The sequence below is a fragment of the Enterococcus sp. FDAARGOS_375 genome, assembly GCF_002393265.1.
Classification (GTDB): Bacteria; Bacillota; Bacilli; order Lactobacillales; family Enterococcaceae; genus Enterococcus_D; species Enterococcus_D innesii.
Window position 1 is genome coordinate 1,891,694 of the sequence record NZ_CP023515.1, and the last position, 19,366, is coordinate 1,911,059.

The following is a 19,366-nucleotide window of genomic DNA, read 5'->3' on the forward strand; positions in this document are numbered from 1 at the left end:
GGCGAGATAGCAATGAAACGCAAACACATTCTTTACCGTGATGTTGCCGATAAGCTCAAAGAAGACATCATGTCGGGTCGCTACCCGATTGGTTCATTTTTACCGACGGAAACAGAATTGGAAGCTACCTTCAATGTCAGCAAGATCACTGTCCGCAAAGCCATCGAATTGTTAGCGGCAGATGAGTATGTGGAAAAACGCAGCGGACGTGGGACGACGGTTTTAAGCAATCGCCCCTACAACAAGCTGTCAAAAGGCACGACGTTTAGCCAATTGCTTGAAAAGACCGGCAAGGAATACACAAAGAAAAACCTCAGCTATGAATTAGTCGAACTTGCGCCGGAACACCCTGCGTATTCTTTGATGGGCAAAGAAGTCATGCGTTTACGTCGCATGTACTATTTTGACCACCAACCCTTTATTTACTATGAGTACCATTTGCCAAAGCAACTAAAGGGAACCTCCATTGAGGTCTTTGAAGAAAAATCATTGTATCGCCTATTGGATGAACATCGAATGATCATCGATCGCTTTCAAGATGCGTTTGTGGCGACGACATTGACCGAAGAGCAGCAGAAGTTTATGATCACACCGGAAGTCGCTGCCTTGAAACGAACCCGTTATTCGTATGATCTACAAGGAGAAGTGGTAGAATATACAGAAGGGATCTATAACACCGCCTTGCATCCGTATATGATCGAGTTTGAAGCCTAGTCATTGATTAGGCTTTTTTAGCAAAAAGTGGTACCAAAATCAGAAGTGGAGCGTGAAAATACATGAGAAAAATCGCCTTTTTAGGAGCCGGTAACATGGCAAAAGCCATCATCAACGGCTTGATTGCAGCAAAGCTGTATGAACCAGCAGAGATCTTGGTTTATAACCATCGCTACGAGCCGACTTTGGCACAATTAGAAAAAGAAACTGGGATCACTGGGACAACTAATCTAGCAGATGTCACCGAAAAAGGGGAGATCCTCGTCTTAGCAGTCAAACCTTTTGTCTTTCCCCGCTTGCTTGCTGATTTAAAAGCAGGATTGACTGAGGAACATTTACTAGTATCCATTGCCGCGGGTGTGACGATCGCGCAAATGGAAGAAATCATCGGTGCGCACAAAATCGTGCGGGTCATGCCAAATACCCCCGCACTTGTTGGCGAAGGCATGTCTTCTATCAGCCCCAACGGCCAAGTAACGGAAGCCGAAGCCAACGAAGTCAAACAGCTTTTTGAAAGCCTTGGGAAAGCCGAGCAAGTACCAGAAAGCATGATCGATGCAGTCATTGGTGTCAGTGGTTCTTCACCAGCCTACACGTATTTGTTCATTGAAGCTTTGGCAGATGGAGCAGTGGCAGAAGGAATGCCGCGACCGATGGCGTATGAATTTGCTGCTCAAGCGGTATTAGGCGCAGCGAAGATGGTACTAGAGACGAAGGAACACCCAGGTGTTTTAAAGGATCGTGTCAGCTCGCCTGGAGGCACAACGATCCAAGCAGTCAAAACATTAGAGGAAAATGGCTTTCGTGCGGCTGTCATCAAAGCAGTGCAAGTAGCTGCTGATAAAAGTCGGGAGATGTCTTGATCCCCAGTGAGTGAGGAAAAAATCTTAGCAAAACGAAGGAGCGTTTATGAAAGAACTTTTGATTTTTGATTTTGATGGATTGTTAGTCGATACTGAAAGAGTCTATTTTGATGGGTGGTTGGCTCTATTTAAAAAGTATCAGCTTCCGATTACAGCCGCTGATATTTTTGGTTGGCGTGGTCAAAGTTGGCAACAGACGGCTAGTAAACTAGCCGACCTCGTAGGTGGTCAGCAGCGGGTGCAGGAATTACGAGCAGAACGGGAAGTCTATATTGCCCAGCAAATAACCGATGGCACCTTCAAAACCAAACCCTATGCGAAAGAAACCATCGCATTGGCTCGGGAGAAAGGCTTCCAAACGGCACTAGCCACCTCGACGATGAAAAAAAGAGCCTCTGAATTGTTGGCGCATTTCGATTTGTTGCAGGCCTTTGACTATCAGACCTTTGGCGATGATGTCTCCGCCCATAAACCTGATCCAGCACCTTACTTGCTGACTTTAGAAAAAGCGCAAGTCGCAGCAGAAAAAGCATTAGTCATGGAAGATTCTCTTGTGGGAGCAACAGCTGCGACACGTGCGGAGATCGATGTCGTGTTGATTCCCGATCAAAGTTTTGATCAAGTCTACTCCCCAGAAGAGAAGGCCGGACTTCAGTTATATGGCGAAGCCACCTCACTGAAATATGTGTATGATTTATTGGCAAAGGATCAACTGAAATAACACCTAAAAAAGCTTCCTTTTCGTTGCAGAAAAAGGAAGCTTTTTTTGTGAAGAAAAGACCGGTAAAAAAACAGTTCAAAGGATATGAGTGGTTTGTTTTTCGCCATCATGGTAAAGTTAAAGAAAGTTTAACAATAAGCGAAAAAAAACAAAAAGTAAAGGGGTTTCATTTTGACAAAAACGTCCATTTGTCAAAAGGACTTTTCTTGGTCGATCGTAGCCGTTGGCGGCGGGGGAAAAACATGGTAAATTATCCTTCGACGAAGAACTAGTGGGGGAAGAAAAAAATGAATAAACTAAAGAATGTTTTCTATTTATATAAACTGGACTGGAAACGAATTTTCAGCAATCCAATCTCTGCATTTTTGATCATTGCCTTAATGATCTTGCCCTCGCTTTATGCGTGGTTCAATATCAAAGCACTTTGGGATCCATATGGCAACACCAGTGAATTGCCAATCGCCGTGTATAGTGCGGATAAAGGGGCAGAATTTCAAGGCAAGCATATCGATATCGGTGATGAAGTCATCGACACCCTCCATGATAACAAACAGTTAGGCTGGCGTTTCGTGGATTCAAAAGAGGACTTGGTAGAAGGGGTCAAATCAGGAAAATATTACGCCGGTATTTATCTGCCAGCTGATTTTTCAGATGATCTGATCAGCTTTACCAGCGGGACAATTGAAAAACCGACGATCGAGTATTACAGTAACCAAAAAATCAATGCCATCGCACCAAAAATCACCGAAAAAGGAGCCAGCAGTCTTCAAGAAGAAATCTCACAAAACTTTATTGAGACTGCCAGTTCCACGTTAATAAAAGTCTTCAATGAAATCGGCTATGACATTGATTCCAACTTAGTCAGCATCAACAAAGTCAAATCCATGATCTTAGATACCGATGACAATTTGGCTACGATCGACGGTTATACGAAAGAGATCGTCACCTTGCACGATAAGTTTCCAGAAATCAAAGAAAAGATCGCAAAAGCCGAAGAATTTACCGATTATATCCCGCAAGTGGATGCCATGGGGGAAAAGCTGATTGGCCTAAACGATAAGCTGCCGACATTGAAGAAAGAAGCCAGCATCATTTTGACCTTGCAAGAAAAGATCCCAGAGATCCAAAATGCCGGCAAACAATTGAAGATGATCGATGATGATTTTGATGACATTGCCAGCACCATGACGGACGGCATCGATACCGCCAAACAAGGACTGCAAGTCATCGAACAAGTTCAAGCAGCGTTACCACAGATCGAACAACTAGGCGACCAAGCCGCCAGCTTCGCCACAGCGACCAAAGATGGGGCGCAACAGTTGCAAGATGCCCTGCCAAGTATTTCTAGCAGTGTGAAGGTGACGATTCAGTCGATCAGTCAAGTGGCAACCACCACTGCTGGGCTGACAAGTACGATTCGTCAAGCACTCGCTGACAATGAACTAACGGATGAAGAGCGTCAAGCGATCAGTGCAACGATCACTGACTTTCAAAAGAACATCCAGCAACAACAAGCAGCCTTGGATTCCTTGATTGCCTTTTTAACCAATATTCAGAATTCCGGTAGTAACGCCGATTTAGAAGGTATCATTACGCAACTAAGCAATGCTAAAACATCGCTAGGAGTTTTATCTGACCGCTTATCGCAATTGAATAACCTTGTTCAAAATGGGTCTGTTGATGAAATTACAGCGTATCTCGATCAAGTTACCGCAGCTGCTCAAAACATTGCTGATCTTATGAACAGCATCAATGTTGATTCAATCACTGCAACCATCAACAACATTCTAACTGAACTAATCAAAACCATCACCACCGCCGAAGATGTCTTGAAAAAAGCCCAAGAGATCGATTTTGACTCGTTGCTGTCTTCCACCAAATCAGTGGTCAGCAATGCCGTGACGATTTTGGAAAAATACCAAAAAGAATTGCCTGCCATCAAGCAAGAATTGCACGATGCCAATACGATGCTGAATGGTCACATGGATGAGATCGTCAATGCCATCAACAAAGGAGCCGACCTTTACAACAACGAATTGCCAGTTGTAGAAGAAAAATTAGGGTTGGCCGTAGACTTCTTGCAAAACGATTGGCCAACCATCAAATCAGAAATCAGTTCTACGATGGCGATGGTGGATGAAAAACTGCCAGAAGTTGAAAAAGCCTTGGATGCGGCCGTTGATTTAATCAATAACGATTGGCCAAGTATCAAAGCAGGCATCCACAAAGCCGCTGATGCGATCCGAGCAGGCGAAAATGAAGTCGATCTCGGGGAAGTCATCAAATTATTGAAACTTGATGCCACGGATGAAGCCGACTTCTTCAAACAACCAGTGGAATTAAAAAGCAATGAAATCTACCCAATCGCCAACAATGGTTCAGCTAGCACACCATTTTATACCGCATTGTGTTTGTGGGTAGGGGCATTATTGTTGTCAAGTGTCGCTACAACGGAGTATCATTTAGAGAAGAAAGACAAAAAACGCTTTACCCAACGTGAAACCTTTGTGGCACGAATGCTGACGTTCTTGACGATGGCAGTCGCCCAAAGTTTGATCGTGACCCTAGGAAATATGTTTTTATTAGGCGTCGATGTCCACAACCCTGTGTACAGTGTCTTCTTCGCATTACTCGTCGGACTCGCCTTTATGATGATCGTCTACGTACTGGCGGGACTGTTCGGCAACCTCGGGAAAGGGATCGCCATCATTATTTTGGTTCTCTCCATTTCAGGTGGGGGAGGAAACTACCCAATCCAAGTCTCTGGGAAGTTCTTCCAATTCATTAATCCGCTACTGCCATTTACCCATGCGGTCAATCTGTTAAGAGAATCAGCCGGTGGGATCTATTGGCCAAATGCTATCCCGCAGTTGATCATTTTAACGATTTTGTTCCTAGTCTTTGGGATCGTCGGTACGTACGCGTATCCTTATCTAGTCAACTCTACGAAGAAACTAAGTGACATTTCCAAAGAAAGTCATTTCTTCCACTAAAATCTTAAAGCAGAAAGAGCATTTGTTCTTTCTGCTTTTGTGCCATCACGTGAAATTTCTAATAATCAAAAGAGGGAAAAAGGGTCGTTTTTTCATCTGATTTTCATTGACTTTTCGCGGTTACAAGAGTAGCATACAGTCTTGATAATTCAATATTTGTGAGGATATCGTTACAAGTTTAACGAAGGATTTTTTCATGAAAAGGAGTGTAGAAAAAGTGGAGTATTTGAAACGTTTGTTGGTCGGACGTCCATTGAAATCCGCAGAGAATGATGAACAAAAACTGAGCCGGACGGCGGCCCTTGCGTTGCTATCTTCTGATGCTTTGTCTTCGATTGCTTATGGGACAGAGCAGATCGTTGTCGTATTAGTGGCACTTTCCGCTGCTGCTATCTGGTATTCATTGCCGATCGCTGCTTTTGTTATTATTCTTTTGATTTCATTGACCTTGTCTTACCGCCAGATCATTCATGCTTACCCTCACGGCGGTGGGGCATATGTAGTAAGTAGTGAAAATTTAGGGAAAAATGCGGGCCTGATTGCCGGCGGCTCTCTATTGATCGATTATATGCTGACAGTAGCAGTATCCGTCTCAGCAGGGGCGGAAGCCATCACTTCTGCTGTGCCAGCGTTGTTCGGCCATCAAGTGGCCATTTCTGTCGTGATCGTACTCTTGATCATGATGATGAATCTGCGAGGGCTGCGAGAATCAGCTAGCTTCTTAATGATTCCTGTCTACACCTTTATCGCAGTGATCACAGTCTTGATCGTGGTCGGCTTGTACAACATCGTAACTGGTGCGCAACCGTTAAATGCAACCGCACTACCGGGAGCGGTTGTACCTGGGGTATCCGTGGCCTTGATTTTACGGGCTTTCTCATCAGGTTCCTCTTCTTTGACAGGGGTCGAAGCGATCAGTAACGCTGTGCCGTTTTTCAAAAAACCACGGGCGAAAAATGCAGCTGCGACCTTGACGATCATGGCTGCGATCTTAGGGTTCTTCTTCGTCGGTATCACTTTTATCAACTATTGGTACGGTATCGTACCAGAAGCAGAAGTGACCGTCCTATCTCAAATCGGCTCTGCTGTTTTTGGTCATGGGTTTATGTACTACGTTTTGCAATTTGCCACAGCGCTGATTTTAGCAGTTGCCGCAAATACCGGATTTTCAGCCTTCCCCGTGTTGGCGTATAACTTAGCCAAAGACAAATATATGCCACACATGTATCAAGACCGTGGGGATCGTCTCGGCTACTCAAACGGGATCATCACCTTAGCTGCTGGTTCCATCGTCCTATTGTTTATCTTCCAAGGATCGACCGAGCGTTTGATTCCGTTGTATTCTATCGGGGTATTCATTCCTTTTGCACTATCCCAAAGCGGAATGGTCGTCAAATGGAAAAAAGAAGGCAAAGGCTGGTTCTTTAAATCGGTCGCCAACATCATTGGGGCTTTGATTTCTTTTGCGATCATTGCCATCTTGTTCGTGTATCGCTTAGGCGATATTTGGCCATTCTTCATTATCATGCCGATCCTCTTGTATATCTTTTACAAGATCCATGATCATTATAAAAAAGTCGCAGAACAGCTGCGATTGGAAAAACAAGAAGCACTGCATGTCTATGAAGGAAATACCGTGATCGTTCTCGTCGGAAATGTTACCCGAGTAAATATCGGCGCATTGAACTATGCCCAATCGATTGGTGATTATGTCGTGGCGATGCACGTCTCGTTGGATGAAGATGTGAAGAAAGAAAAAGAGATCGAACAAGAATTTAAGCAAAAATTCCCAGACGTGCGTTTCTCCGTCGTTCATTCTTCGTATCGTTCGATTGAAAACCCCATCTTGCGTTATGTGGATCTAGTCAGCCGCAATGCAGCCAAACACAATTACACAACGACCGTCATCATCCCACAGTTTGTCCCAAGACGTCGCTGGCAAAATATTTTGCACAACCAAACAAGCCTGCGCTTGCGTTTCAGACTCTCTTGGCGTGAGAACATCATTGTAAGTACGTACAGTTACCATTTGAAGAAATAACGAAAAGCTGATTGATCCTTTGTAGGATCAACCAGCTTTTTTCGTTTTCCTTGATGCTGCAGAGCTAAGAAGCGATTGAGGAGGGGCGAAAGTCGCTCTTTCATTGCGGGAAATAAATATGAAAGTTATAGAAACTGTATGTAGGCTTTCTAGTAACAATTTTTTCAATCTGTTTAAGGAAAAATTTGTGAGTTTAGAAAATAAAAGAGATTGACAAGAGCGCGAGAAAGCGCTATTTTTGAAACAATATTAGTTAAAGTCGAAATGATGGAGGAAGAAATGAGTTCCAAGAATAACAGTATGGTGAATAAGTCTCGAGCAAAGAACGACGGAATGGTAATAATCCCTGGAGATCCTAAAAATATTCGAGGCAAAATCGAAGCACAAGACAGCTATTATCAAACCCAAGATGGTAAAAAAAGACGTATCCGCATGATGTTTCCCGAACAGCAAAACAAAAAGAAGAAATATCCCCTTGTTTTTCATATCCAAGGATCTGCATGGATGAAGCAAAATCTAAATAATCATTTGCTAGATTTAAAAGAAGTGGTAACAAATGGCTATATTGTGGCTATTATCGAGTATACTCCGATTCCTGAGGGGATTTTCCCAAAGCAAGTGGAAGATTGTAAGCAAGCAATTCGTTTTTTAATGACAAAAGCTGAAGAATACTCTATAGATACAACGAACTTGTTTTTATCAGGTGATTCCAGCGGGGGACACACTGCTTTATTGTGTTGGGCAACTTGGAATCAACCTTTGTTAGACTCTTCGACAACTCCCTTACCACCAATTAGAGGATGTATCGATTTATATGGAGTTTCAGATTTAACGACGATTGCTGATTACCCTTCTTCCGTAGACCATACTCATATTGAAAGTCCCGAGAGTCAATTACTGGGTGGGAAAATACCAAAAGATCATAAAGAAGAAGCTGAAAAAGCATCTGTACCTTATTACCTGAAGAAAAATAAACAATTAGCCCCCTTACTAATCATGCATGGCAATCTTGATACAGTGGTGCCATTTGAACAAAGTGTCGAATTATTTGCTCACTGTCAATCGTATGAAGTAACAGCTGAATTTTATGCTATAGATAATGCGGATCACGGCGGCAGTCTTTTCTTCTGTGAGGCTGTACTAAAAAACATCGTGTCTTTCTTAAAAAAATATACGCAATAGATGAGCGATAGTTTACTAGTCACAAGGTAATAATCTAAGCAATGCTAGATTTGAATATGAGTGATTGAGTTTGATCGGTGTCTTCAAAAGGAGACATGCTGATCAACTCTTTTTTTTGTTTACTTGAATACTGAAAAGAGTCTAACTCTTTCAAGAAACGCACTTTGTCTAACCACTGGATTGAAATTTTTAGATCATGGATAAAGCTGCTGAGGTGAAGGTTTAACTTGAAAACTTATTTTTCAAGAATAAATCAACTTTGCATAGATGCGTTACGGTTTCATTTAAAACCCTGTAATAAATAAATTTAAATAGTTTAAATTCTTGAATTATTTATTCAGTAGGACAGGCCTTACTGGAAATCAGTTTTTAGACTAATTTTTGGGATACGAAATAAAAGCGACTTTATATGCAGCTTCGTTCTAATAGACAATTCCTTATTAGTTGTTTTAGCTATAAAACATTTTTAGTTTGATATCTTGATCGTAATTCCCAAACCCCTTGCCAAAGAGGGTACAACCGCCGACATGCTCGGCATCTTCTTTGACTTCCACTTTTAAATGCCACGTATCTTCGTAGGCAGGTATATCCTTGATCGTAATGTCGGAAAGAGGAACACCTTCCATGTAGGTTCCGTGATCCATGATGCGGATCGTCTTCAATAACCCGTACTGATTGAGATTGTCTGGATACCAATCCGGTGTATACTTGCCGCGAATATCTGCAAAATCCCCTGGGCTAGTCCATGTACCAAGCTCCACACCATTTAAGCTGAAGGTGATATCTGACGGCCAGTTGTTATTGGAAAAAGGAAATTCAGACGAAACCTCCATTGAAATCTCCATCATTTCGAGTTTTTCTTCTTTTGCTAAGAAGTTTGGCGATTGGTATTCGACAAATCCTTTCGTAAACCACAAGATGCGGGCATCCATTCGTCGGGGATCCATGAAAAATTTCGGTTCATCCACCATTCCCACAAAATCAGCTGAAGTAGCAAGCCCGCACGTTGGTTCTACCGAATAATTTGTATAATGACCGATCGGTATCGCCGTTTCTTTCGTATCAAAGGCATTAAAGATTTTCTCAGGAAAGTTGATATCGATATGATCCACTCTCAAACTGGAAATCTTTTTTTGCCCCACACGCTCTGTTTTGATGATTTTGGCTTCCTCTAATTTTTTGATGTGCATCGTAACGATGGCACTACTTAAGCCTAACTCTTGTGCCAACTCTTTGACATTCATCTTGTTTTTAGCCAGCAATTGAATGATTTTGATTCGCACATTACTGGCAAGTGCCTCATAGACAGGCAATGCTTCTTGATTGATTTCTAATTGCATCGTGTCACCTCCGCATAAACTGTTTGATTTACTTGAATGTTAACATATTTGCTAATTTGTGTAAATAGCGTTGTTTATTTCGTTATTTATTAATATATTTATTAATTAATATAGATATTATCTTGAGTAAATTAATCAAAATATTGTTGACAGCGATTACAAATCAAGTTATGATTTATTTGTAAATTGAAAGTGTTTGCAAACATCAATTTCTATGTTTTGTTTTTGTGAATTGTTTATAGGCTTCTTTATAGGAAACATCTTAGGTGTTAGGAATTATTATGAGCAGTTAGTAAGGTCTTTTTTAAGAGATGTCAATGAACAAATGTGATAACGTACCTGCAAATATCTATAAAACTTGAGAGGATGGAAAAGATGAACATCAAAAAGGTTATTTTTTCGGGAGCAGTTCTAGGTTTAAGTAGTTTGGTATTAGGGGCCTGCGGAAACAGTAATAATAGTTCAGGTGATGATAGTGGAAGTAAAGAAATTACGTTTATGTTTCGAGGCGGCGAGGACGAGAAGAAAGCCTATGAAACAGCAATTAAACAATTTGAGGAAGAAAATGATGTAAGCGTTAAGATTATTGCCACAGATGCTGATCAATATGCAACAAAGCTGCAAGCGGCAATCTCAGGCGGTAATATGCCCGATGTTTTCTATGTAGAACAAAGCAATCTAATGGCTTACGTTGATAATGGTGTTTTGCTAGATATTACGGATGAAATTGAGAATTCAGATTTTGATCTTTCAAACATTTGGGAATATGGGGTAAACAGTTATCGGTATGATGGTGAAAAAGTTGGTAGCGGTGCTTTGTATGGATTACCAAAAGATGTTGGACCATTTGCTTTAGGATATAACAAAGACATGTTTAAAGAAGCTGGTATTGATTTTCCAGATACAGATACGCCTTATACATGGGATGAATTCATTGAAGTATCTAAACAGTTGACGAAGGATTCTGATGGAGATGGAAATCTTGACCAATGGGCAACAGGATTTAACGTAAACTGGAGTTTACAAGCTTTTGTTTGGAGTAACGGAGCAGATTGGATCAACGAAGCCAAAGATACCGTTACAGTCGATACACCAGAATTTGCGGAAGCATTGCAATGGTTTGCGGATCTGCAAAATGTGCATGAACTCACCCCTTCAATTTCTGATGCACAAACATTGGATACGTATCAAAGATGGATGAATGGGGAGATTGCTTTCTTCCCTGTAGGACCTTGGGATATGAGTACGTATGCAGGATTAGATTTTGAGTATGACTTGATGCCTTGGCCAGCAGGCTCTACAGGCGAATCTGCAACGTATATTGGTTCTTTAGGAATTGGTGTTGCCAGCAAAACCAAACATCCAGAAGAAGCAGTGAAATTAGTTGAGTATTTAAGTGCATCTGAAGAAGGACAACAACAATTAGTAGATGCACAGATTCAAATTCCTAACCTGATTGATATGGCTGAAGAATGGGCTTCTGATACGGACAGTGTACCTAATAATAAACAAGAATTTATTGACATCGTCCAAGATTATGGTCGCGCATTGCCAGTGGCAACAACCTACAATGCAGAATGGTACGATGAATTCTTTATCAATATCCAACCTGTGTTAGACGGAGATCAAACGGCAGCGGATTATTTAAAAGAAGTTCAACCTAAGATGCAAGAAAAACTAGACTCAGCGATTCGCCAACAAGAAACAGCAAGATAGACTCACTGGGGTCACATATCTATGTGACCCCAAAGATTTTTATGGAGGGACGCGTAATGGAACAAGTGGAAATAAAAAAAACAAAAAATAAAAATAGTCTTTATGCAAAAGAGCACAAAGTTGCTTTCTTGTTCGTTCTACTTCCAGTTTTAGGATTTATTTTGTTTTCATTGATACCTTTGGGCTATTCGGTTTATGCTGCCTTTACAGATTGGAACGGTCTAGGGCAAATGAATTTTATCGGTCTTGAGAACTTTCAGAAGCTTTTTAGAGATGAGTACTTCTATAAGACGATGTTTAATACTGTCTTTTTGATGTTAGGGATTCCAATCGGTTTGATTTTGTCATTTATGCTGGCATCAGCACTGAGCAGAGGAATTAAAGGAACGACGATTTTTCGAACAATCTATTATATTCCAGTTATCTCATCATTAGCAGCCATTTCGATTTTGTGGCAATGGGCTTACAATGGTGATTTTGGTTTAGTCAATCAGGTCTTGGATATCTTCGGTATCAGCGGCCCTAACTGGTTGCAAAACCCATCAACAGTCAAACCGGCAATTATTATTATGTCTGTTTGGAAGGGCTTGGGCTATTCGATGCTCTTGTACTTGGCAGCGATTCAAAGTGTACCAAAAACCTTTTATGAAGCAGCAGAATTAGATGGTGCTTCTTCTTTTCAAAAGTTTCGCAATATCACTTGGCCGATGGTTAGACCAGTCACTTTCTTTTTAGTCGTTACGAATATTATCGGCGGCTCACAAATCTTTACGGAAATAAACATTATGACACCAACTGGCGGACCACAATATAGCAGTGCTACGGTCGTTTGGTATATCTGGCAAAAAGCTTTCAGAAATTGGCAAATGGGTTATGCAAGCAGTATGGCGTTGATTCTAGCAGTATTGGTTTTTGTGATAACAGCATTCCAATTCTATATGAACAATCGTTCAAGCTATAAATTAGATTAGGAGGGAAAAGAATGAAAAAACTGAAAATAAGTAACGTACTCATTATTTTAATTCTCTCCCTTGGAGCAGTTATTATGGTGGGGCCGTTACTTTGGATGATCTCAACATCGCTAAAAGACCGAGCTGGCGTCTTCCAGCTGCCACCTCAATGGATTCCAGACCCAGTACAATTTGATGCGTACAAACGTTTAACTGAGCTGGACACTTTGTTCTCAGGGATTAAAAATACAGTGATCGTTTCACTTTCTGTGACTGTTGTAGGTACTCTGACATCCAGTTTAGCCGCCTTCTCATTTGCCAAATTACGGATGCCGCATAAAGATGCGCTATTTCTAATCCTTTTAGCCGCTTTGATGATTCCCTATCCAGCGGTGATGATCCCGCAATTTATGATGTTCTCCCAAATTGGCTGGGTTGATACGTTATTACCATTGATCATTCCGGGAATGTTTGGGAATATCACGATGATTTTCTTTTTGCGACAATATTTATCTAATATTCCTGATTCGATCGTTGAGGCGGCAAAAATTGATGGGGCGGGCTATTTACAAACCTTTATCCAATTGATTTTCCCGTTGATTCGTCCAGCAGTTGCTGCTCAATTTATTTTATGGTTTATGGGCGCTTGGAATGACTACTTAGCACCATTGATCTACTTGAATAGTCCAGAAAAACAAACATTGCAAGTAGTGATCGCAAACCTAAATGCCGCCTATGCTATTCAAACGGATTATCCGTTGATTATGGCAGCTTCTGTTGTTTCATTACTTCCGGTTTTGATCGTATTTATTATTTTCCAAAAGCAAATTATTGAATCAGTTGCACTTTCTGGAATGAAAGGGTGAGTAGATGTTTCTAAAAGCAATGAACTGGCTAAATGCATTCGTACTTCTGATAGAACTAAATATTTTGTGGCTTCTAGGTATTTTAGCTGGTTTTTTTGTGGTCGGCTTTGTTCCCAGTACTGTTGCTATCTTAACGATTCTAAATAAAGAGGATCTATTTACAGGCTATTACTCTTATATAGAAGTATTGACTTTATTTTGGAAAAACTATGTGTCAGCCATTCGCTTATACAAATGGCGGGTCTTTATATTTCCACTTATTCTAGGCATTCTCTATTTGGAATTGCTGATTGTGCAGCAAAGTGATCTAATGAGAGCATTTTTCCAATGGCCACTTTTGTTTTTGTTTAGTTATGTGATTTTAGTATTGATCAATTTATCCTTAGTCACTCGATTGAGTAAAGATAAGTGGCGGAAAAAAGCTATTTTTTCATTGACGAGTCCATTCTTGTTACCAAAAGAATCGTTTCTTTGTCTTTTAATGGTTCTCACATTTTCAATTGTTAGCATGGCGTATCATTGGTTCTTTTTTGTCGCAATTTCAATCTTTTTATACAGTGCCAGCAAGTGCTTGTTGTCAGGCTATAGCAAGAAAGGATTGTTAAAATCATGATCAAAAAATTTCTTTTCTCGTGTGTTCCTCTAATGGTTCTTTTATCTGGCTGTACTGCTTCTGCAGTTGAAGAAGTCTTGTCCCCTCCTGAGTTTGCCGATGTTAGTGTCCATGACCCATCGGTGATCAAAGCGGATGATACATTTTATATTATTGGATCACATATGCAATTTGCCAAGTCTCAGGATTTGATGAAGTGGGAGCAGATATCTAATTCAGTATCTGAAGATACACTATTTGAGAATATTCGAGAAGAATTGGCAGAAGAGTTTGAGTACGCACAGACAGATACGTTATGGGCTAGTGATATCCAACAGTTTAAGAATGGAAAATACTATTTGTACTATTGTTTGTGTCAAGGAACTTCACCGCTCTCCGTAATGGGAGTGGCGGTATCTGACTCTATTGAAGGTCCTTATAAAAAAGTCGAATCTTTTCTTTATTCAGGAACCTCTCCGCAGTTTGGTGAAGCGTACAATGCAGCGATTCATCCAAATGCGATCGATCCTCATGTTTTTTATGACAATGAAGGAAAATTATGGATGGTCTATGGATCATACTCAGGTGGGATTTTTATCCTAGAAATGGATGATGAAACGGGTTTGCCTAAAGATCGCAATTCTTACGGAACACATTTGATGGGCGGAAATCACAGTCGCATCGAAGCACCATACATTCAATATAATCAAGAAAATGGCTACTATTACTTGTTCACTTCATTTGGTGGGCTAGATGCAGACGGTGGATATAACCTTCGAGTCGCGCGGTCAAAGAATCCCGATGGTCCTTATGAAGACAGCCAAGGAAATCCAATGGCTGAGGTCAAAGGGAAATTTGGAACGGTTTTTGATGACGCAAGTATTCAAGACTTCGGAACTAAAATTATGGGGAACTTCCTATATACCGAAAATACGAGCAATGAAGGGGTGGGCTATGTTTCGCCAGGTCACAACTCGACCTATTATGATGAAGAAACCAATCAATATTACTTGATTTTCCATACACGTTTTCCAAATAGCGGAGAATACCATTCTGTGAGAGTCCATCAAATGTTTTTCACAGAAGCAGGCTGGCCGGTTGTTTCTCCATTGAGATACAGCGAAGAAACGATTGCTGACTATACAAAGAATCAAGTTACGGGTGCCTATACGCTGATTTCCTTTGACAAGTTTTTAACGGATGATTTGAAAGAACCACAGGAAATTACAGTTGAAAAAAATGGCACGATCGAAGGTGATCGCACTGGAACATGGAAACTAGCAGAAAAGAATAGTCAAGAAGATTCAAGTGTGGTTATCGATGACACTGTTTACAAAGGGAAGTTTCTTTCCGGCTGGGATGAAAATCAGCAAAAGCAAGTAATGACATTTACAGGTACCTCAGAAGCAGGAGTACCATTATTTATTGTTAGGAATGAGGAGTAAGGTATGGCAAAAGCAAATGCAGAGACAATACAAAATCCAATCGTGTATGAACGAGCAGACCCTTGGGTATATTTACATTCCGATGGTTACTATTATTTTACAGGTTCAGTTCCTGGGTATCAGTCGATTGAACTTAGACGAGCGAAAAGCCTCAATGAACTGGAAGATGCGGAAAGAAAGACGGTTTGGCAGGCACATGAGTCGGGACCAATGAGTGAATTGATTTGGGCGCCAGAAATTCATTTTATCGCTGATAAGTGGTATATCTATTTTGCCGCGAGTGATAATGAAGAGATCAGAAATGAAAATCATCATCATCGAATGTTCGTGATCGAAAATAATGCAAGTGACCCTTTTGAAGGGGAATGGGAAGAAAAAGGACAGGTCATCACGCAATTTGAAAGCTTTAGTTTGGATGCAACTGTGTTTGAACATCAGGAGAAACTTTATTATGTTTGGGCGCAACAAGATCCAAGAATTCCAGGAAACTCTAATCTTTATCTATCAGAAATGGAAAATCCATGGACGCTAAAAGGAAAGCAGCTTTTACTATCGATCCCTGAATACCCTTGGGAACAGATTGGTTTCATGGTGAATGAGGGACCAGCCGTGCTTAAGCGAAATGGTAAGATTTTTATCACTTATTCTGGCAGTGCTACAGATGAAAATTACGCTATGGGATTATTGTGGACAGACGAAAATAGTGATTTATTGAATGGATTTTCTTGGCACAAATCCCAAGAGCCAGTCTTTCAAACGTCAGAACGGAATTCTCAATATGGACCGGGACATAACTCTTTTACAAAAGGGGCAGATGGTGAGGACATTTTAGTTTATCATGCAAGACCAGAAAGAAATCAGGCAGGCGATCCTCTGGCAAACCCGAATCGACATGCAGTTGCACAACCATTCACTTGGGATGAAAAAGGATTCCCAGTTTTTGGCGAGCCGGTCGCAAACAATAAATTAGAGATGAAGGTGAACTGATTGACGATTAACATTCAAAACACAAAATCAGGAACAACGATCAGCAAATATATCTACGGTCATTTTGCAGAGCATTTAGGCCGTTGTATCTATGAAGGATTATACGTTGGAGAAGATTCGCCGATCCCAAATAAAAATGGGATGCGGATCGATGTGGTTGAAGCACTGAAAAACATTCAAATCCCTGTGCTGCGTTGGCCAGGCGGCTGCTTCGCCGATGAATACCATTGGAAAGACGGGATTGGTCCTAAAGAAAACCGCAAAACGATGGTCAACACGCACTGGGGCGGCGTGACTGAAAACAATCATTTCGGGACCCATGAATTTTTTGAATTGATCAAGCAGCTGGAATGTGACGCGTATGTCAACGGCAATGTCGGCAGCGGAACGGTGCAAGAAATGTCGGAATGGGTGGAATACATCACGATGGATGGCATTTCTCCGATGGCTGATCTTCGCAGAGAAAATGGCCATGAAGAAGCGTGGGAAATGAAATTCTTTGGCGTAGGAAACGAAAACTGGGGCTGCGGCGGCAATATGCGGCCAGAGTACTATGCGGATCTGTATCGCCGCTATCAAACCTATGTCCGCCAATACGGTGACAAAAAAATCTACAAAGTTGCTGGCGGAGCGAATGTCGCAGACTATCATTGGACAGAAACGCTGATGAAAAACGCCCATTGGTTGATGGACGGCCTAAGCTTGCACTACTACGTTCATCCGCAAGGCTGGGAAGAAAAAGGTAGCGCCTTGGAATTTGATGAGGCAGAGTGGCAAGTGACCTGTGAAAAAGCAGCCTACATGGATGAATTATTGACCCGCCACAGCGCGATCATGGACCAGTATGACCCAGAACAGCGTGTGGGAATCATTGTTGATGAATGGGGCACTTGGTTCTCAGCAGAACCTGGGACGAATCCAGGCTTCTTATACCAACAAAATACGATCCGTGATGCCATGGTCGCAGCGATCACCTTGAATATTTTCCATAAACATGCCAAGCGAGTGCATATGGCAAATATCGCACAAACCGTCAATGTCCTGCAAGCGATGATTTTGACAGATGGCGAACAAATGGTGAAAACCCCAAGCTATCATGTCTTTGATTTGTACAAAGTCCATCAAGATGCTGAAACCATTGATAGCCATGGAACCAGCAGCGATACCATTACGTATACGATTTCGAAAAAAGAAGATACGATCCATCTATCGGTTTGTAATTTTGCTACCCAAGGCACGGAAGAATTAACCTTCTCCCTGGAAACAGCGATCAATGAAGTGAAAGAAGCTCGTTATATCGTGGGGGACAAAATGAACGCACACAATGATTTTGATCATCCTGAAGATGTGGTGATCCAAGACTTCACCGCTTACGATGTCAAAGAGAACAAAGTCAGCTTGCGGGTGCCAGCAATGAGTGTTCTAACGATCTCATTGACAGTCTGATCCCATGACTTGTAAAGGATGCGAAGTGAAAGATGCTGCAGCAGCACAGGAAGACATTGAATCCTTGATTGCAGAACAACTTTCTTTAGAAAGCGACTTGGCTTCGCCGGAGATCGTCAGTAGGAGAATCGCTGTTTGTGAGACCTGTCCACTGCGATTGAATCATACCTGTACCAAATGCGGTTGCTTTTATCGGTTTCGCGCAAACTTAGCTAAGAAAAACTGTCCTGCAGGAATGTGGGAACAAACAGGACAGCTCGTCAAGTAGCTGTCCTGTTTTTATAAAATAGCATAAATCAATTAGGAGATGAGGGAAGACATGACAGCGATCAATGGGGTTCATGATCCTACGATTATTGAACATGAAGACACCTTTTATTTATATTCAACGGACACACAACAGCCCAAAACGGCTGGTGTACCAATTCGTCGTTCAAAAGATTTGATCCATTGGCAATTTGAGAAACAGGCATTGTCAGAAATGCCTGAACCAGCAGTAAAATGGAGCAAGGCTCAAGGACTATGGGCACCGGAAGTTATTCGCTATAAGGACGAATTCCGTATGTATTATTCTGCTTCGACATTCGGCAGTACCACTTCTTTTATTGGCTTAGCTACAGCATCAGATCCTTTGGGCCCTTGGGAAGATCAAGGAGAGGTTGTTAAAACCAATGCTACTCTTGCACAGCATAACGCGATCGATGCCAATATTGCTTTTGACCGCTCAGGTGAGCAGTGGTTTGTCTATGGTTCTTTTTTTGGCGGAATCTATATTGCTCCATTGAACAAAGAAACTGGAAAACTTCAAGAAAAGAGCTATGGTCAACGGATTGCTTTTCGTCCGAAAACAGTTGATACTGCTATTGAAGGCCCATTTATCTATTATCATCCTGAAACCGATTATTATTATTTGTTTGTTTCTTTCGACTCCCTTAACGATTCGTATAATATCCGTGTCGCCCGAGCAAAAGAAATTACAGGGCCATATCTGGACTGGCATGGTACGGCCATGACGGATCAAGAAAAGACGCCCACCGAAGTAGGGACTAAACTGCTGGGCAGCTATCAGTTCTCAGAAGAACCAGTTGTATACGCTCCTGGTCATAATTCGATCTTTACGCAAACCAATAAAGAAAGCTTCGTTGTGCATCATGCACGGAGAAAACCATTCAGTGACCAATTCCATTTACAGATACGTAAACTCTATTGGCTGGAATCAGGCTGGCCAGTAATCTCTGCTTCAATCTATCAAGGAAGTGTTTCACGAATGCCAGAGCAGGAAACTCTGTTAGGAAAGTGGGAAATCATCCAATTTGATCATGAATCTCAAGTTATATCTTCTCAATTGCAAGAAATAACAGCATTAAAAAAAGAAGGACGAAGTTACTTGTGGGGAGAAAACGAATTTGTCCCATATTATGAGTACATCGACCAAAAAGAAAGGTTGTTTTTCTCTGGAATCAATGATCAAGGCGTAGCATTTCTTGGTCGAAAAGTGTACGAAGAATAA

17 protein-coding genes are annotated in these 19,366 nt (G+C 41.4%); 16 read left to right on the forward strand and 1 reads right to left on the reverse strand.

Annotated elements, in window-relative coordinates:
* The first annotated feature begins 12 nt into the window (after nucleotides 1-12).
* The 7 genes from CO692_RS10185 (at nucleotide 13) to CO692_RS10215 (ending at nucleotide 8,514) form a co-directional block, all read left to right on the forward strand.
* A complete protein-coding gene (locus CO692_RS10185; protein WP_005232219.1) occupies nucleotides 13-714 on the forward strand; it encodes a GntR family transcriptional regulator in 702 nt (233 codons plus the stop codon).
* Nucleotides 715-776: 62 nt separating this feature from the next.
* Nucleotides 777-1,577 (forward strand): pyrroline-5-carboxylate reductase, encoded by an 801-nt coding sequence (gene proC, locus CO692_RS10190; RefSeq protein WP_086293901.1) that lies wholly within the window; start codon nucleotides 777-779, stop codon nucleotides 1,575-1,577.
* Nucleotides 1,578-1,623: 46 nt separating this feature from the next.
* A complete protein-coding gene (locus tag CO692_RS10195) occupies nucleotides 1,624-2,298 on the forward strand; it encodes an HAD family hydrolase (protein ID WP_086293902.1) in 675 nt (224 codons plus the stop codon).
* Nucleotides 2,299-2,345: 47 nt separating this feature from the next.
* On the forward strand, nucleotides 2,346-2,570 hold the full coding sequence (locus CO692_RS10200; protein ID WP_223347157.1) for a hypothetical protein: 225 nt from the start codon (nucleotides 2,346-2,348) through the stop codon (nucleotides 2,568-2,570).
* A gap of 15 nt (nucleotides 2,571-2,585) precedes the next feature.
* The gene (locus CO692_RS10205; protein WP_096742181.1) at nucleotides 2,586-5,291 is read left to right on the forward strand and encodes a YhgE/Pip domain-containing protein; all 2,706 of its coding nucleotides are present in this window, start codon (nucleotides 2,586-2,588) and stop codon (nucleotides 5,289-5,291) included.
* A gap of 217 nt (nucleotides 5,292-5,508) precedes the next feature.
* Nucleotides 5,509-7,332: an APC family permease gene (locus CO692_RS10210; RefSeq protein WP_096742182.1), complete on the forward strand. Its 1,824-nt coding sequence runs from the start codon at nucleotides 5,509-5,511 to the stop codon at nucleotides 7,330-7,332.
* 279 nt (nucleotides 7,333-7,611) lie between these two features.
* Nucleotides 7,612-8,514, forward strand: a complete 903-nt coding sequence (locus tag CO692_RS10215) for an alpha/beta hydrolase (protein WP_192940707.1) — start codon at nucleotides 7,612-7,614, stop codon at nucleotides 8,512-8,514.
* A 449-nt stretch (nucleotides 8,515-8,963) separates the two neighbouring features.
* Here the strand turns inward: CO692_RS10215 and CO692_RS10220 are convergent, their stop codons facing one another.
* Nucleotides 8,964-9,854, reverse strand: coding sequence for an ArsR/SmtB family transcription factor (locus CO692_RS10220; protein ID WP_086293906.1), 891 nt, complete (start codon nucleotides 9,852-9,854; stop codon nucleotides 8,964-8,966).
* 375 nt (nucleotides 9,855-10,229) lie between these two features.
* Between CO692_RS10220 and CO692_RS10225 the strand changes: the two genes are divergently transcribed.
* The 9 genes from CO692_RS10225 to CO692_RS10265 are packed head-to-tail and all read left to right on the forward strand — an operon-like array spanning nucleotide 10,230 to nucleotide 19,366.
* Nucleotides 10,230-11,570 carry an ABC transporter substrate-binding protein gene (locus CO692_RS10225; protein WP_186366399.1) on the forward strand — a complete coding sequence of 447 codons (1,341 nt, stop codon included), beginning with the start codon at nucleotides 10,230-10,232 and terminating at the stop codon, nucleotides 11,568-11,570.
* A gap of 56 nt (nucleotides 11,571-11,626) precedes the next feature.
* Nucleotides 11,627-12,541 carry a carbohydrate ABC transporter permease gene (locus CO692_RS10230; protein ID WP_034872060.1) on the forward strand — a complete coding sequence of 305 codons (915 nt, stop codon included), beginning with the start codon at nucleotides 11,627-11,629 and terminating at the stop codon, nucleotides 12,539-12,541.
* 11 nt (nucleotides 12,542-12,552) lie between these two features.
* On the forward strand, nucleotides 12,553-13,386 hold the full coding sequence (locus CO692_RS10235; RefSeq protein ID WP_096742185.1) for a carbohydrate ABC transporter permease: 834 nt from the start codon (nucleotides 12,553-12,555) through the stop codon (nucleotides 13,384-13,386).
* A gap of 4 nt (nucleotides 13,387-13,390) precedes the next feature.
* Nucleotides 13,391-13,999 carry a DUF624 domain-containing protein gene (locus CO692_RS10240; RefSeq protein ID WP_096742186.1) on the forward strand — a complete coding sequence of 203 codons (609 nt, stop codon included), beginning with the start codon at nucleotides 13,391-13,393 and terminating at the stop codon, nucleotides 13,997-13,999.
* Nucleotides 13,996-15,423 (forward strand): glycoside hydrolase family 43 protein, encoded by a 1,428-nt coding sequence (locus CO692_RS10245; protein ID WP_096742187.1) that lies wholly within the window; start codon nucleotides 13,996-13,998, stop codon nucleotides 15,421-15,423. The genes CO692_RS10240 and CO692_RS10245 overlap by 4 nt, the downstream gene beginning before the upstream one ends.
* 3 nt (nucleotides 15,424-15,426) lie before the next feature.
* Nucleotides 15,427-16,410, forward strand: a complete 984-nt coding sequence (locus tag CO692_RS10250; RefSeq protein ID WP_096742188.1) for a family 43 glycosylhydrolase — start codon at nucleotides 15,427-15,429, stop codon at nucleotides 16,408-16,410.
* Nucleotides 16,411-17,856, forward strand: coding sequence for an alpha-N-arabinofuranosidase (locus CO692_RS10255; protein ID WP_096742189.1), 1,446 nt, complete (start codon nucleotides 16,411-16,413; stop codon nucleotides 17,854-17,856).
* Between the two features lie 4 nt (nucleotides 17,857-17,860).
* Nucleotides 17,861-18,124: a DUF6171 family protein gene (locus CO692_RS10260; protein ID WP_096742190.1), complete on the forward strand. Its 264-nt coding sequence runs from the start codon at nucleotides 17,861-17,863 to the stop codon at nucleotides 18,122-18,124.
* Nucleotides 18,125-18,175: 51 nt separating this feature from the next.
* Nucleotides 18,176-19,366 carry an arabinan endo-1,5-alpha-L-arabinosidase gene (locus CO692_RS10265; RefSeq protein ID WP_192940708.1) on the forward strand — a complete coding sequence of 397 codons (1,191 nt, stop codon included), beginning with the start codon at nucleotides 18,176-18,178 and terminating at the stop codon, nucleotides 19,364-19,366.

Coding starts and splice junctions, on each gene's coding strand:
- CO692_RS10185 (WP_005232219.1), top strand. CDS start 13: ATGAAACGCAAACACATTCTTTACCGTGATGTTGCCGATAAGCTCAAA.
- proC (WP_086293901.1), top strand. CDS start 777: ATGAGAAAAATCGCCTTTTTAGGAGCCGGTAACATGGCAAAAGCCATC.
- CO692_RS10195 (WP_086293902.1), top strand. CDS start 1,624: ATGAAAGAACTTTTGATTTTTGATTTTGATGGATTGTTAGTCGATACT.
- CO692_RS10205 (WP_096742181.1), top strand. CDS start 2,586: ATGAATAAACTAAAGAATGTTTTCTATTTATATAAACTGGACTGGAAA.
- CO692_RS10215 (WP_192940707.1), top strand. CDS start 7,612: ATGAGTTCCAAGAATAACAGTATGGTGAATAAGTCTCGAGCAAAGAAC.
- CO692_RS10220 (WP_086293906.1), bottom strand. CDS start 9,854: ATGCAATTAGAAATCAATCAAGAAGCATTGCCTGTCTATGAGGCACTT.
- CO692_RS10225 (WP_186366399.1), top strand. CDS start 10,230: ATGAACATCAAAAAGGTTATTTTTTCGGGAGCAGTTCTAGGTTTAAGT.
- CO692_RS10230 (WP_034872060.1), top strand. CDS start 11,627: ATGGAACAAGTGGAAATAAAAAAAACAAAAAATAAAAATAGTCTTTAT.
- CO692_RS10235 (WP_096742185.1), top strand. CDS start 12,553: ATGAAAAAACTGAAAATAAGTAACGTACTCATTATTTTAATTCTCTCC.
- CO692_RS10240 (WP_096742186.1), top strand. CDS start 13,391: ATGTTTCTAAAAGCAATGAACTGGCTAAATGCATTCGTACTTCTGATA.
- CO692_RS10245 (WP_096742187.1), top strand. CDS start 13,996: ATGATCAAAAAATTTCTTTTCTCGTGTGTTCCTCTAATGGTTCTTTTA.
- CO692_RS10250 (WP_096742188.1), top strand. CDS start 15,427: ATGGCAAAAGCAAATGCAGAGACAATACAAAATCCAATCGTGTATGAA.
- CO692_RS10260 (WP_096742190.1), top strand. CDS start 17,861: ATGACTTGTAAAGGATGCGAAGTGAAAGATGCTGCAGCAGCACAGGAA.
- CO692_RS10265 (WP_192940708.1), top strand. CDS start 18,176: ATGACAGCGATCAATGGGGTTCATGATCCTACGATTATTGAACATGAA.